At 70.7% G+C, this 13,032-nt stretch carries 14 protein-coding genes; 6 read left to right on the forward strand and 8 right to left on the reverse strand.

All coding sequences use genetic code 11. The features are described from left to right. Positions 1-137 precede the first annotated feature (137 nt). Both ACWD2L_RS14630 and ACWD2L_RS14635 read right to left on the reverse strand, forming a co-directional pair. Positions 138-1,379, reverse strand: a complete 1,242-nt coding sequence (locus ACWD2L_RS14630) for a L,D-transpeptidase (protein WP_351337062.1) — start codon at positions 1,377-1,379, stop codon at positions 138-140. Between the two features lie 247 nt (positions 1,380-1,626). Continuing rightward, the gene (locus tag ACWD2L_RS14635) at positions 1,627-1,965 is read right to left on the reverse strand and encodes a hypothetical protein (protein ID WP_351336984.1); all 339 of its coding nucleotides are present in this window, start codon (positions 1,963-1,965) and stop codon (positions 1,627-1,629) included. Between the two features lie 60 nt (positions 1,966-2,025). Between ACWD2L_RS14635 and ACWD2L_RS14640 the strand changes: the two genes are divergently transcribed. Further along, a complete protein-coding gene (locus tag ACWD2L_RS14640) occupies positions 2,026-2,358 on the forward strand; it encodes a hypothetical protein (RefSeq protein WP_451189691.1) in 333 nt (110 codons plus the stop codon). Positions 2,359-2,410: 52 nt separating this feature from the next. Here ACWD2L_RS14640 and ACWD2L_RS14645 read toward each other — a convergent pair whose 3' ends face one another. The 4 genes from ACWD2L_RS14645 to ACWD2L_RS14660 all read right to left on the reverse strand — a co-directional run bounded on the left by ACWD2L_RS14645 (position 2,411) and on the right by ACWD2L_RS14660 (position 6,669). Beyond that, entirely contained in the window at positions 2,411-3,571 is a 1,161-nt protein-coding gene (locus ACWD2L_RS14645; RefSeq protein ID WP_351336978.1) for a GGDEF domain-containing protein, read from the reverse strand. Positions 3,572-3,690: 119 nt separating this feature from the next. Continuing rightward, positions 3,691-4,494 carry an enoyl-CoA hydratase/isomerase family protein gene (locus ACWD2L_RS14650; protein WP_351336975.1) on the reverse strand — a complete coding sequence of 268 codons (804 nt, stop codon included), beginning with the start codon at positions 4,492-4,494 and terminating at the stop codon, positions 3,691-3,693. Positions 4,495-4,535: 41 nt separating this feature from the next. Further along, positions 4,536-5,666, reverse strand: a complete 1,131-nt coding sequence (locus ACWD2L_RS14655; RefSeq protein WP_351336973.1) for an adenylate/guanylate cyclase domain-containing protein — start codon at positions 5,664-5,666, stop codon at positions 4,536-4,538. A 127-nt stretch (positions 5,667-5,793) separates the two neighbouring features. Then, positions 5,794-6,669, reverse strand: a complete 876-nt coding sequence (locus ACWD2L_RS14660; RefSeq protein WP_351336970.1) for a biotin--[acetyl-CoA-carboxylase] ligase — start codon at positions 6,667-6,669, stop codon at positions 5,794-5,796. A gap of 166 nt (positions 6,670-6,835) precedes the next feature. Between ACWD2L_RS14660 and ACWD2L_RS14665 the strand changes: the two genes are divergently transcribed. The 4 genes from ACWD2L_RS14665 (at position 6,836) to ACWD2L_RS14680 (ending at position 9,526) form a co-directional block, all read left to right on the forward strand. Then, positions 6,836-8,440 carry an acyl-CoA carboxylase subunit beta gene (locus tag ACWD2L_RS14665; RefSeq protein ID WP_351336967.1) on the forward strand — a complete coding sequence of 535 codons (1,605 nt, stop codon included), beginning with the start codon at positions 6,836-6,838 and terminating at the stop codon, positions 8,438-8,440. A gap of 11 nt (positions 8,441-8,451) precedes the next feature. Next, positions 8,452-8,658: an acyl-CoA carboxylase subunit epsilon gene (locus ACWD2L_RS14670; RefSeq protein WP_351336965.1), complete on the forward strand. Its 207-nt coding sequence runs from the start codon at positions 8,452-8,454 to the stop codon at positions 8,656-8,658. Positions 8,659-8,734: 76 nt separating this feature from the next. Beyond that, positions 8,735-8,863 carry a morphogenic membrane protein MmpB gene (gene mmpB, locus ACWD2L_RS14675; RefSeq protein WP_351336962.1) on the forward strand — a complete coding sequence of 43 codons (129 nt, stop codon included), beginning with the start codon at positions 8,735-8,737 and terminating at the stop codon, positions 8,861-8,863. Positions 8,864-8,914: 51 nt separating this feature from the next. Beyond that, positions 8,915-9,526: a nucleoside triphosphate pyrophosphatase gene (locus tag ACWD2L_RS14680; RefSeq protein ID WP_351336960.1), complete on the forward strand. Its 612-nt coding sequence runs from the start codon at positions 8,915-8,917 to the stop codon at positions 9,524-9,526. On the opposite strand, the gene ACWD2L_RS14685 is transcribed toward ACWD2L_RS14680, so the two are convergent. Beyond that, on the reverse strand, positions 9,498-9,968 hold the full coding sequence (locus ACWD2L_RS14685) for a hypothetical protein (RefSeq protein WP_451189699.1): 471 nt from the start codon (positions 9,966-9,968) through the stop codon (positions 9,498-9,500). The two genes, ACWD2L_RS14680 and ACWD2L_RS14685, sit on opposite strands and share 29 nt — an antisense overlap. Positions 9,969-10,447: 479 nt before the next feature. On the opposite strand from ACWD2L_RS14685, the gene ACWD2L_RS14690 reads away from it, so the two are divergent. Beyond that, positions 10,448-12,220 carry an acetyl/propionyl/methylcrotonyl-CoA carboxylase subunit alpha gene (locus ACWD2L_RS14690; RefSeq protein ID WP_351336955.1) on the forward strand — a complete coding sequence of 591 codons (1,773 nt, stop codon included), beginning with the start codon at positions 10,448-10,450 and terminating at the stop codon, positions 12,218-12,220. An 81-nt stretch (positions 12,221-12,301) separates the two neighbouring features. On the opposite strand, the gene ACWD2L_RS14695 is transcribed toward ACWD2L_RS14690, so the two are convergent. Further along, positions 12,302-13,015, reverse strand: coding sequence for a hypothetical protein (locus ACWD2L_RS14695; RefSeq protein ID WP_351336953.1), 714 nt, complete (start codon positions 13,013-13,015; stop codon positions 12,302-12,304). Positions 13,016-13,032 lie beyond the last annotated feature (17 nt).

Below are 13,032 nucleotides of genomic sequence, written 5' to 3' on the forward strand. Positions count from 1 at the left end.
ACAGGAACCAGCGGGAGCCGGAGCGTCAGGTGACGCTCCGGCTCCCGCTGCGGCGAAACGGTATGGCGGTGTTGTAAGGGTTGCGTGAGGCCGTCATGAGAACGGCATGAGACCCCCGCCGGGTATCACTCGGCCCGTTACCCGGCGGAACCGGACTTCCACTGCGACCAGCTCAGGTTCCAGCCGTTCAGACCGTTGTCCGGCTGGACCGTCTTGTCGCCGGTGTTCTTCACGACGACGACGTCGCCGACCATCGAGTTGTTGTAGAACCAGGCGCCCGGCGTGCTGCCGTCATTGGCGCCCTTGGCGTCCTGCAGACCGACGCAGCCGTGGCTGGTGTTCGCGCCACCGAAGATCGACTTGGCGCCCCAGTAGTTGCCGTGGATGAACGTGCCGGAGTTCGACAGGCGCATCGCGTGCGGCACGTCCTTGATGTCGTACTCGCCCTTGCCGTCATTGTTGGTGAAGCCGACCGTCGAGCCGTCCATCCGGGTCTCCTTGAACTTCTCGGAGATCACCATCTGACCCTCGTACGTCTTGTTCTCGGGCGAACCGGCGGAGATCGGGATCGTCTTGATCGTCTTCCCGTCCCGCGTGACGGTCATCATCTTGGTCTTCGCGTCGACCGTCGAGACCTGGTTGCGCCCGACCTTGAACGAGACCGTCTTCTGCTGCACGCCGGTCACGCCGCTCGCGCCCTCGACCCCGTCCAGGTCGAGCTTCAGGGTGACCGTGGAGCCGCCCTTCCAGTAGTCCTCGGGGCGGAAGTCGAGCCGGGTCCCGCTGAACCAGTGGCCGGCGACCTCCTGGCCGCTGCTCGACGTGACGCTGATGTGGTCCTGGACATCGGCCTTGTTGGTGATGGCCTTGTCGAAGTTGATCGACACGGGCATGCCGACGCCGACGGTCGAGCCGTCCTCCGGCGTGAAGTTCCCGATGAAGCTGTTGGCCGGGGACACCGTCGTGAACTGCGAGTTCTCGTGAGCCACGCGGCCGTCGGAGTCCTTCGCCTCGGCGGCGATCTTGTACTTCGTCGCACGCTCCAACTGGGCCGTGGGCTTCCAGCTCTTCTTGTCGGCGGCGATCTGGCCATCGACCTTCGTGCCGTCGGCCGTCGTCATGGTGACGTCGGTGAGCGAGCCCTTACTCACGGCGACCTTCGCGGCGCTGTTGATGCTCGCGTTGTCGGAGCCGTCCTTCGGCGCGATCTTGATGTCGGCCTCGGACGTCTTCTTCGCCGCCGCCTCGTCGGCCTGCGCCTGCGATTCCTTCTTGCCCGAGCCGCTCTCGTCGCCGCCGCCACAGGCCGTCAGCACGAGCACACCGCCGAGCAGAGCGGACGCGGCCATCAGACCCTTGCGCCGCTTACCGTCCGTTATCACACGCTTCTCCATAGTCGCCGAATTTCCCGCCTTCGCCGAATTCCCCTGCTGTCGACCGCCCCGAGCCCGGTCGACAGCAGGCCCAAGAGGACACAACAGTCCCCTCGTACCCAGTGAACGCCTTGACCGGTTCGTCCCGTTCCCGCAGAACCGCCAGTGTGGGCAAGGCCACGTCGGGCCCCTCACCAGGGACGACAAAACCCTGGGCGGCGGTTGCCGCCCAGGGTTCCCGTTTCATGGACCGCTACACGCCGTCTTCCGCGTCCCCCTCCTCATCATCCTCGCCGAGGTCCCAATCGGGCGAATCGGGGTCGTAGTCGACCTGCTCGCTGGACCAGGAGGCCTGCACGAGTTCGGCCCCCGGAACATCGGCGACCAGATCGAACGGGTCCACGAGATACGCGACCGCCTCCGCCTCGTCCTCCTCCACGGCGCTCACCGCCTGCGCGCGCTCCTCGGGCCCGGTCTCCTCGTCCTCCGCGACGCGCTGCAGCGCGGCCCCGGTCAGCGCCTCCGTGTCGGAGACCTCCAGGACCAATTCCACCTTGAGGCGAACAAAACGTGACGTGTCATCAGTGCTCATGAGCGGAGCGTACGACCCATGGGCCTCGTGACTTTCCTGTGACCCACGTCTGTCACTAACATGAGCCCACACGGCCAATTCGCCAGCGCCACAAGGGGGATCGCTTCCGTGCCTGCCGCACGTCGATCACTGTTCACCGCCGCCGCCGCAGCAGCGCTTCTCGGCGCGCTGTGGTTCGTTCCCACAGCGACGGCGAACCCCGAGCACATCACCCATGCCGACCAACAGCGCACCACCACCGCGGTCACCGAGCAGTCCGACCGCCAACTCCGCCTGGCCGACACGGGCCAGGTGGACACGACGCCGTACGTGATCGGCGGCTCGGCCTTCCTCGGCCTGGGCGTCGGCTTCGTCGCGTACTCGGTGCGCAGGACCAGGGCGTACGAGGCGTAGATCCCGTCGTTCGGACCGGGCGCCCGAGCAACTCCGCCGGGCGGCCCGCCACTTACCGGCCGGCTCCGGGCTCCAGGCCCCTGATCCGGCGCCGTTCACCCTCGCCCGCGGCCGGTGGCGGGGAGTCCGCGAGGCGGACCACCGGGTCCTCGAGTCCGCCGTCGCGCCCGGCCACCACGGGCTTCGCCGCGCGCAGCGCCTTCGCCTTGTACTGGGCGGCGTCCGCGAGGCGGAAGAGGCGCCGCGCGTTCGCGACCTCACCGATGGGGTCCCCGGTCGACGCGATGCCGCAGGCGACGCCGTCGCCGTGGTCGAGGTCGGCGGCCCGGGAGCAGATCTCGTCGCCGACCCGGACCACTTCGTCGGCCGACGGCCCCACGGCCACGAGCGAGAACTCGTCGCCGCCGAGCCGCGCGGAGAGCGCTCCCGGCAGCATCGCCCCGCACAGCGAGAGCACCGAGCCGAACCGTTCGAGGAGCCGGTCGCCCGCCGCGTGCCCGTAGGTGTCGTTGACCCGCTTCAGGCCGTTGAGGTCGCAGACGACGAGGCTGACCACGGAGCCGTCGGCCCGGTGCCGCTCCACGGCCTCGTCGAGGCGTATGTCGACCGCGCGCCGGTTGGCGAGGCCGGTCAGGGCGTCGGTGAAGGCGAGGCGGCGCGCCTCCTCCAGGCGTTCGGTCTGCGCGATGCCGGCCGCGACGACCGCCGCGAGGACCGTGGCGAAGTCGGCGTCGGAGCGGTCGAACACCTCGGCGCCGGTCGGCCGCGCCACATACAGCTCACCCCAGGCCCGCCCGTGCAGCACGATCGGCGCGACGACGCAGCAGCCGCGGCCCCGGCGTCGTAGCGCGGCGACCCGCTGATGGCAGTAGCCGGCCCGGTCCACGGGGCCCTCGGCCGTCTCGACCCAGGCGTCCGGCTCGCCGCCCTTGGCCCAGCGTTCGTGCAGGAATTCGGTGATCTCGGGGAACTGGTGCACCGGGTAGCCCTCGCCGTCGGGGAACTCCTCCTCGCCCTCGGCCAGCTTCCCTACGTTGACGAGCACCCGCAGCCGGCCGCGCTCGCGCTCCCACATGGAGAGCGCGGCGAAGCTTCCGGACAGCGCGTGGCAGGCGCCGCGCGCGGCCGCGCGCCAGGAGTCGTGCGGGCTCCGTGCAGCGGCCATGCCCTGCGCGAGCTTCACCACGGCGCGTAGCCGAACGTCCTCACCCATCGCTCCAGAGTAAGGAGTTTTCGGGCATTTCGGTGAATTGTGGGCACCGACCGAGGGTTCCCAACCCGGCGATTGTCACGTAGAGTAATCGGCGGGGCCGGTGCCGCGACTGGCCCTCGTCACTCGCCGGGCCACTGCGGGCTGCGCTTCTCGTTGAACGCCGCCACGCCCTCGGCCCGGTCCCCGGAGAACGCCACGGACCGCCACGCCGCGTCCTCCACCTCCAGGCCCGCCCGCAGGTCGAGGCCGTGCCCGAGGCGCAGCGCCTTCTTCGACGCGCGCAGGCCGACCGGCGAGTTGGCGGCGATCCGCGCGCCGAGCGCCAGCGCCTCCTCGCGGTCCGAGCCCGCGTCCACGACCTGGTCCACGAGCCCCAGGTCAGCGGCCTCCGCCGCCCGCACCCGGCGCGCCGTGAAGATCAGCTCGGCGGCCCGCGCGGCCCCGACGCGGCGCGGCAGCAGCTGCGTACCGCCCCCGCCGGGGATCACCCCGACGGACACCTCGGGCAGGCCCACGACGGCCGTCCCGTCGGCCACGATCAGGTCGCAGGCGAGCGCCAGCTCGAAGCCGCCGCCGAGCGCGAAGCCGTGCACGGCCGCGATCGCCGGCATCGGCAGCTCCAGGACACCCGTGTACGCGGCGCGGGTCACGGGCCGCTGGCGCAGCAGGTCCGCGTCGGAGAAGGAGTTCCGCTCCTTGAGGTCGGCGCCGACGCAGAAGGCGCGCTCGGCGCTGGAGGTGAGGACGGTGACCCGGACGTCCCGGTCGCGGGACAGCGCCTCGCAGGCGCCGGTGATCGCCCGCGCCATGTCGCTCGACACGGCGTTCATGGCCTTCGGCCGGTCGAGCACCAGCTCGGCGACCGTCCCGCCCTCGTGGCGGCGCACCGCCACGAACTCCCCGAACCGCCGCTCGTCACCCATGACACGCCCTCTCGGTTAACGCCAGTTAACCGCCAAGGTTGTCAGGTGCGCCTGGTCAGCGTCCAGGGTTCGACGACGCCGAGGCCGCGTACGGGGCGCTGCCACATGGGTTGCAGCGCGAACCGGTAGGTGGGCGGCTCCTCGCCGTCCTCCTTCGCCTTCTGCGCCTCGGCGGCGGCCTCCGCCTCCGAGGTGGGTGTCTCGCCGATCCTGATCAGTTCCTGGGCGAAGGCGCCGTCCACCAGCACGTTGTCCCGTGGCGCTATCGACGTGAGGCGGCTCGCGAGGTTCACGGTCGAGCCGAAGACATCGCCCATCCGTGTGGTGACCGTGCCGAACGCGAGGCCGACGCGCAGCTCCGGCATCGTCTCGTCGTTGCTCATCGTCTCGATCAGGCGCAGCGCGATCTCGCTCGCGACGCCCGCGTCGTCGGCCGCGTACAGGACCTCGTCGCCGAGAGTCTTGACGAGCCGGCCGCCGTGCGCCGCGACGAGGTCCGCCGCGGTGGTCTCGAAGGCCTCGACGAGCTCGCCGAGTTCCTCCTCCTCCATGCGCCGGGTGAGCCGCGTGAACCCGACGAGGTCCGCGAATCCGACGGCGAGCCGCCGGTCGACCATCTCCTCGTCGTCACCGGCCTGCACGACGCGCCCTGTCGCCGCGGCGAGCTGGCGCCGCCACACGTAGACGAGGAACTCCTCCAGCTCCGGCAGGAGGAGCTCCATCAGCGGATACGTGACCTCGGTGCGGGTCATGCCGGGTTCCGGGGGTTCGGTGAGGCCCTCCAGGAACGAGTCGATCTGCCATTCGGCGAGCCGCGCGGTGGTCTGCCCGGTGGACCGGGCGACCTGCACGGCCATGGCCTCGCTGAGCAGCCCCGCCTCCACGAGACCGGCGAGCCGCCGCAGCGCGAGGACATCGGCCTCGGTGAGGGCCTTGGCCTGCCCGATGTCGGCGAAGCCCATGGCCCGCCAGAACCGGGAGGCCAGTTCCATGGAGACGCCCGCGCTGCGCGCCGCCTGGAACGGGGTGTATCTGCGCTCGGCCCCGAGGATGAGCCCTTCGAGCCGCAGAGCGAGGGGATCCTCTGTCTCTGCCTCTTCTGGTTCCGCACCTTCCGGCTTCTCGGGGTCGGTGGGAGAGCCCGTGCCGGAGCCCGAGTCGTCGACGGTCACGCCTGCTGCCCTTCCGATCTGCCGCGGTCAGGTATCGACCGGGCTCAACTCTACGGCAGCCCCTGTGCCCCACGTCACTCCGTTCGCTTCCGGGTGGCGTCGCTTCGGAGCCGCCCGATCGTACGGCCTACGCAGGTCGCAGGTGGACGATGTCGCCCGCGCCGACCGCTTCCCGGGCCCCGGCGGCCGCCGGGGCGATCACGAGGCGGCCGTCGCCGTCGATGGCGACCGCCTCGCCCACCAGCTCCCGGTCGCCCGGCAGAATCGCCCGCACCTCGCGGCCGAGCGTGGCGCAGCCCGCCGCGTACGCCTCCTGCAGCTGCGAGAGGCCGGGGTCGCCCTCGGCCGCGCACCACTCGACGTACCACCGCTCCAAGGACCGCAGCACGGCCCGCAGCACCGGCTCCCGGTCGGAGACCTTCGCCCCGGCGAGCGTGAGCGAACCGGCCGTCGGGACGGGCAACTCGTCGGCGCGCAGCGACACGTTCAGGCCGACGCCGATCACGACGGCGTCCGAACCGGCCCGCTCCAGGAGGATGCCGCCCGCCTTGCGCTCCTCGCCGTCGACCGTGAGGAGCACGTCGTTCGGCCACTTCAGGGCGGTGTCGACACCGGCCGCCGAGGAGAGCGCCGTGGCCACCGCGACCCCGGTGAGCAGCGGCAGCCAGCCCCAGCGCGCCACCGGCACCTCGTGCTCCCCCGGCTTGAGCAGCACGGAGAAGAACAGGCCGGAGCGCGGCGGCGCCGACCAGCTCCGGTCGAGCCGCCCGCGCGCCGCGCTCTGCTCCTCGGCGACGAGCACGGTGCCCTCGGCCACGGACCCCGCCGAGGCCCGCTCCACCAGATCCGTGTTGGTGGACCCCGTGCGGGGCACCACCTCCACGGACGACCACAGCCCCCCTTCCCGTACCAGGGAACGGCGGAGGCCGGCCTCGGCCAGGGGCGGCCTCTCCAGGTCGGACCAGGGGCTGGCGGGTACGTCTGAACCATCTCGCGGCGTCATGCAACCCAGCCTAGGTGTGGCAAAGACCGCACTGCTGAACGGTATTCAGGCCACTACGCTACGAATCAGTAGCCCCACTCCCCCTTTTTTTGAACTTCCCGATTCTTGAACTTCCCCGAACCGTCCCCCGTGAGCAGCGTCGAAGCAGGCAGGGAGCCGCATCCCGATGTCCGAGTTGGAACAGCCGACAGCGCAGACCGACATCCACACGACCGCAGGCAAGATCGAGGATCTGCGGCGCCGGATCGGCGAGGCGACCCATGCGGGTTCCGCCCGCGCGGTCGAAAAGCAGCACGCCAAGGGCAAGTTGACCGCGCGTGAGCGGATCGAGCTGCTGCTCGACGAGGACTCCTTCGTGGAGCTGGACGAGTTCGCCCGGCACCGCTCCACGGACTTCGGCCTCGAGGCCAACAAGCCCTACGGCGACGGTGTCGTGACCGGATACGGCACCGTCGACGGCCGCCCCGTCGCCGTCTTCTCGCAGGACTTCACCGTCTTCGGCGGAGCCCTCGGCGAGGTCTACGGGCAGAAGATCATGAAGGTGATGGACTTCGCGCTGAAGACCGGCTGCCCGGTCATCGGCATCAACGACTCCGGCGGCGCCCGCATCCAGGAAGGCGTCATGGCCCTGGGCATGTACGGCGAGATCTTCCGCCGCAACACCCACGCCTCCGGCGTCATCCCGCAGATCTCCCTCGTCGTCGGCCCGTGCGCGGGCGGCGCCGTCTACTCGCCCGCCATCACCGACTTCACGGTCATGGTCGACCAGACCTCCCACATGTTCATCACAGGACCCGACGTCATCAAGACCGTCACCGGCGAGGACGTCGGGATGGAGGAACTCGGCGGCGCCCGCGCCCACAACACCCGCTCCGGTGTCGCCCACCACATGGCGGGCGACGAGAAGGACGCGATCGAGTACATCAAGTCGCTGCTGTCCTACCTGCCGTCGAACAACCTGAGCGAGCCGCCCGCCTTCCCCGAGGAGGCCGACCTCGCGCTCACCGACGAGGACCGCGAGCTCGACACCCTCATCCCGGACAGCGCCAACCAGCCCTACGACATGCGCACGGCGATCGAACACGTCGTGGACGACGCCGACTTCTTCGAGACCCAGGCCCTGTTCGCGCCGAACATCATCACCGGCTTCGGCCGCGTCGAGGGCAGCCCGGTCGGCATCGTCGCCAACCAGCCGATGCAGTTCGCCGGCTGCCTCGACATCCACGCGAGCGAGAAGGCCGCACGCTTCGTCCGCACCTGCGACGCCTTCAACGTCCCCGTGCTGACCTTCGTCGACGTCCCCGGCTTCCTGCCCGGCGTCGAGCAGGAGCACGAGGGCATCATCCGGCGCGGCGCCAAGCTGATCTTCGCCTACGCCGAGGCCACCGTCCCGCTCATCACGATCATCACCCGCAAGGCCTTCGGCGGCGCCTACGACGTCATGGGCTCCAAGCACCTGGGCGCCGACCTCAACCTGGCCTGGCCCACCGCCCAGATCGCCGTCATGGGCGCCCAGGGCGCGGTCAACATCCTGCACCGCAAGACGATCGCGGCCGCCGAGGCCGCGGGCAACGTCGAAGAGACCCGCGCCCAGCTCATCCAGGACTACGAGGACACCCTCCTCAACCCCTACACGGCGGCCGAACGCGGCTACATCGACGCGGTCGTCATGCCCTCCGACACCCGCTCCCACGTCGTCCGCGGCCTGCGTCAGCTGCGCACCAAGCGGGAATCACTGCCCCCGAAGAAGCACGGCAACATCCCGCTGTAAGGAGCGCCGCTGTGATGATCAAGGTCGTACGGGGCAATCCGACCCCCGAGGAGCTGGCCGCCGCACTGGCGGTGGTCCAGGCGCGCGCCGCGGCGGTCCCGGACGCCCCGGCCGCGACGGAGGGCCGGGACGCGTGGTCGGACCCCTCCCGCATCGCCCGGCACCGGCTGCCCGCGCCGGGGGCGTCGAGCTGGTCGCGCACGTACTGGCCCGCGTGAATTAGTCCCTTCGTAGCGGGGTGCCTGAGTACGCGTACTCAGGCACCCCGCACGCGCGAGCAGCACCATGTTGTATGTGCTGTGGTCAGACCCCGAGAACGAGCCCCCAGAGGAGCTCCGCGAAACGCAGGCGATGCTGCGGCGCGCGGGGTTCGTGGTGGCGCTCGCGATGGTTCTCGCGTTCCTGATGCTGGGGATCGGCTAGCGAGTACGTAGCCGGGCATCGCGTGGCGTCGCGCTGGATAACCTGGGCCCCATGACCGCTCCACGCCGCCTGATCCTGGCCTCCCAGTCCCCCGCCCGCCTCGGCCTGCTGCGACAGGCCGGTTTCGCCCCCGAGGTGATCGTCAGCGGGGTCGACGAGGACGCCGTGACGGCCCCGACGCCCGCGGAACTCGCCCTCGCCCTCGCCGAGGCCAAGGCCTCCGTGGTCGCGGCGCTGCCCGAGGCCCACGGCGCCGTCGTCATCGGCTGCGACTCCGTGCTCGACCTCGACGGCGAGGCGCTCGGCAAGCCGGCCGACGCCGAGGAGGCCACGGCCCGCTGGAAGTCGATGCGCGGCCGCGCGGGCACGCTGCAGACCGGCCACTGCGTGTACGACACAGCGAGTGGCCGGTACAGCTCGGGGACCGCCTCCACCGTCGTCCGGTTCGGCGAGCCGAGCGACGCGGAGATCGCCGCGTACGTGGCGACGGGCGAACCCCTCTACGTGGCGGGCGCGTTCACCCTGGACGGCCGCTCGGCCCCGTTCATCGACGGCATCGACGGCGACCACGGCAACGTGATCGGACTCTCGCTGCCCCTGCTCCGCCGCCTCCTCGCCGAACTCGGCATCGGCATCACGGAGTTGTGGGCGCCGGCGGAGTAGCGGGCCCGTTCTGCGCGGAGGCGTTCCGCTCCGGCCTCCGCTCGCCCTGCTCGTGCCTGTCGTACGCCACCAGCGTCAGCACGAGCAGCGCGAGCACGACCATCATGAACACGAAGCTGAGCCAGCCCACCAGGCTGATCGAGAACGCCCCGAGCAGCCCGTGCACCACGGCCGCGCTGATCAGCAGGATCCGCCCGAATCCGCCCGGCGCCCGGTCGACGCTCGCGGTGCGCACGAGGACGATCCCGCACACCACCAGATACAGCCCGAACAGGCCGCCCGCTATCCACGCGCCCACCGACATCGCCCGCGAGTCGAGCCCGGCGAGGGACATCTCCTGACTGTCGACCACCAGGCCCAGAAACCAGTTCAGGAGAACGATCCCGAACGCCTCCGCGAACAACACGATCGCGGCCACCCACGCCACCGGCCTGCGTGCCACCGGCCCCACCCACTTCCACTGACTGTTACCGCTAGTACGGCCAAGACATCCCGAACGCTACTAACGGGTAAACCCCCGTACAAGGGTTCTGCCGAGGTTCCCGCGAAGGCAAAGAATCGTTGGGCCATTCGTAGGGACTCCACAAAGAATGCCGCCGGGCCGCAGCACGGTCTCACAGAGACCTTGACCACAGAGGCGGGCTAGGGTGGCGGTGAGGGACCGCGCGTATCCAGGCGCGACAAGGGATTTCATGTACCAGATGGACCCCGGGTGACACTCCGTGTGGGCAAGCTCACGCCCGGGGGAGCCTCGTGGGTCCGTGTCGGCAGTCCCTAAACTCAGCTTGTTTCAGTGAGTCAAGCTTCATGGTGACCCGCCGACCGCCCCGGCTCGGGCGACAACGGCCGGGAGTCCGGGGCCCGCGGCACAGCCGCACATGGGGACAGTCCCCGGGAAGACACAGCAAGGAGGGAGCCATCGTGCGCAAGGTGCTCATCGCCAACCGTGGCGAAATCGCTGTCCGCGTGGCCCGGGCATGCCGGGACACGGGGATCGCGAGCGTTGCCGTCTACGCCGAGCCGGACCGGGACGCTCTGCACGTCCGTGCGGCCGACGAGGCATTCGCCCTTGGCGGGGACACCCCGGCCACCAGCTACCTGGACATCGCCAAGGTGCTCCAGGCGGCCAAGGACTCCGGCGCGGACGCCATCCACCCCGGCTACGGATTCCTGTCGGAGAACGCCGAGTTCGCCCAGGCCGTCCTCGACGCCGGCCTGATCTGGATCGGCCCGCCCCCGCACGCCATCCGCGACCTCGGCGACAAGGTCGCCGCCCGCCACATCGCGCAGCGCGCCGGCGCCCCGCTGGTCGCAGGCACCCCGGACCCGGTCTCCGGTTCCGACGAGGTCGTCGCGTTCGCCGAGGAACACGGCCTGCCGATCGCGATCAAGGCCGCGTTCGGTGGCGGCGGCCGCGGCCTGAAGGTCGCCCGCACCCTCGACGAGGTCCCCGAGCTGTACGAGTCCGCGGTCCGCGAGGCCGTCGCCGCGTTCGGCCGCGGCGAGTGCTTCGTCGAGCGCTACCTCGACAAACCCCGCCACGTGGAGACCCAGTGCCTGGCCGACCAGCACGGCAACGTGGTCGTCGTCTCCACCCGTGACTGCTCGCTGCAGCGCCGCCACCAGAAGCTCGTGGAGGAGGCCCCGGCGCCCTTCCTGTCCGAGGCGCAGCTGGAGCAGCTGTACTCGTCCTCGAAGGCGATCCTCAAGGAGGCCGGCTACGTCGGCGCGGGCACCGTCGAGTTCCTCGTCGGCGCGGACGGCACGATCTCCTTCCTCGAGGTCAACACCCGCCTCCAGGTCGAGCACCCGGTCACCGAGGAGGTCGCCGGCATCGACCTCGTCCGCGAGATGTTCCGCATCGCCGACGGCGAGGAACTCGGCTACGGCGACCCGGAACTGCGCGGCCACTCCTTCGAGTTCCGCATCAACGGCGAGGACCCGGGCCGCGGCTTCCTGCCCGCCCCGGGCACCGTCACCAAGTTCGAGGGCCCGGCGGGCCCCGGTGTCCGCCTGGACGCGGGCGTCGAGTCCGGCTCCGTGATCGGCCCGGCCTGGGACTCCCTGCTCGCCAAGCTGATCGTCACCGGCCGCACCCGCAAGGAGGCCCTCCAGCGGGCCTCGCGCGCGCTCGCCGAGTTCGAGGTCGAGGGCATGGCCACTGCCATCCCCTTCCACCGCAAGGTCGTCACCGACCCGGCGTTCGCCCCCGAACTCACCGGCGGCGAAGACCCGTTCACGATCTTCACGCGGTGGATCGAGACCGAGTTCGTCAACGACATCGAGCCGTTCGCCGCCCCGGCGCCCGGTGAGGAAGAGGACGAGGCGGGCCGCGAGAACATCGTCGTCGAGGTCGGCGGCAAGCGCCTGGAGGTCTCCCTCCCCGCGGGCATGGGCATGTCCCTGGCCCGCACCGGCCTGACCGCGGGCGCCAAGCCCAAGCGGCGCGCCGCCAAGAAGTCCGGCTCCGCCGCCTCCGGCGACACCCTCGCCTCCCCGATGCAGGGCACGATCGTCAAGGTCGCCGTCGAGGAGGGCCAGGAGGTCAAGGAGGGCGACCTCGTCGTCGTCCTGGAGGCCATGAAGATGGAACAGCCCCTGAACGCCCACAAGTCGGGCACCGTCAAGGGCCTGTCCGCCGAGATCGGCGCCTCCCTCACCTCCGGCGCCGCGATCTGCGAGATCAAGGACTGACACCGGGAAACCGGCGTACGCGAAGGGCCCGTTGAACCGAAGCCGGTTCAACGGGCCCTTGCCTGTGCGCGGGTCGGCGGGTCAGGGTTCGGCCCGCGCCCAGCCGGTTCCGTGGTGGGCGATCTCCAGCGCGATCACGCCGAAGGCGACGGTCAGCAGCGCGAACCCCGCGTACGCGAGGGCCTCGACACCAGTGGTCCAGCCCACGACGTTCAGCGGCATCGAGACCATCAGCACCCAGGCCGCCCAGGCCGGCACGGCGTGGCTGCGCAGCAGCCCGATGCCGAGGAGGACGACGCCGAGGACGAGCCCCGCGATGAACCAGATCCCGGCGACCGCTGCCATCGGCAGACTGTCGCCGCCGTCGAGGACCTTCACGATCGTCACCTGGTCGACGCCCTTGTCGAGGCCCGCGAGCGTCACGAAGTCGTACGAGGGCGCCATATTCGCGGCGGTGGCGCCGCCGCCGAACAGCAGCAGCCCGGCGAGCCCCAGCTTCGGGGAGCGCGCCATGACGTACACGGAGACCAGCAGGGCCGCCGCGGCCATCATGATCCCCAGGGCCAGCCACGCCCAGGCGGCGGCCTTCTCCCGGCCCTCGTTGGCGGCGATGTCGGCGACGATCCTCGACGTCTTGTCCTCCGTCATGTCGTACGGGGACAGGAGCGAGGCGACGATGAACAGCAGTGGCCCGAGCACGAGGACCGCGGCCATGACGGCCCGCAGCGGACGGACCCGTTCGACGGCGACTCCCCTGGAGACCGGGACGTGCGCGGGTGATGGTGTGGCGGTCATGGCGTTCCCCCTGAGGC

It is taken from the genome of Streptomyces sp. NPDC002754, from assembly GCF_053592315.1.

Coding starts and splice junctions, on each gene's coding strand:
- ACWD2L_RS14635 (WP_351336984.1), bottom strand. CDS start 1,965: ATGAGCACTGATGACACGTCACGTTTTGTTCGCCTCAAGGTGGAATTG.
- ACWD2L_RS14640 (WP_451189691.1), top strand. CDS start 2,026: ATGAGCCCACACGGCCAATTCGCCAGCGCCACAAGGGGGATCGCTTCC.
- ACWD2L_RS14645 (WP_351336978.1), bottom strand. CDS start 3,571: ATGGGTGAGGACGTTCGGCTACGCGCCGTGGTGAAGCTCGCGCAGGGC.
- ACWD2L_RS14650 (WP_351336975.1), bottom strand. CDS start 4,494: ATGGGTGACGAGCGGCGGTTCGGGGAGTTCGTGGCGGTGCGCCGCCAC.
- ACWD2L_RS14660 (WP_351336970.1), bottom strand. CDS start 6,669: ATGACGCCGCGAGATGGTTCAGACGTACCCGCCAGCCCCTGGTCCGAC.
- ACWD2L_RS14665 (WP_351336967.1), top strand. CDS start 6,836: ATGTCCGAGTTGGAACAGCCGACAGCGCAGACCGACATCCACACGACC.
- ACWD2L_RS14680 (WP_351336960.1), top strand. CDS start 8,915: ATGACCGCTCCACGCCGCCTGATCCTGGCCTCCCAGTCCCCCGCCCGC.
- ACWD2L_RS14695 (WP_351336953.1), bottom strand. CDS start 13,015: ATGACCGCCACACCATCACCCGCGCACGTCCCGGTCTCCAGGGGAGTC.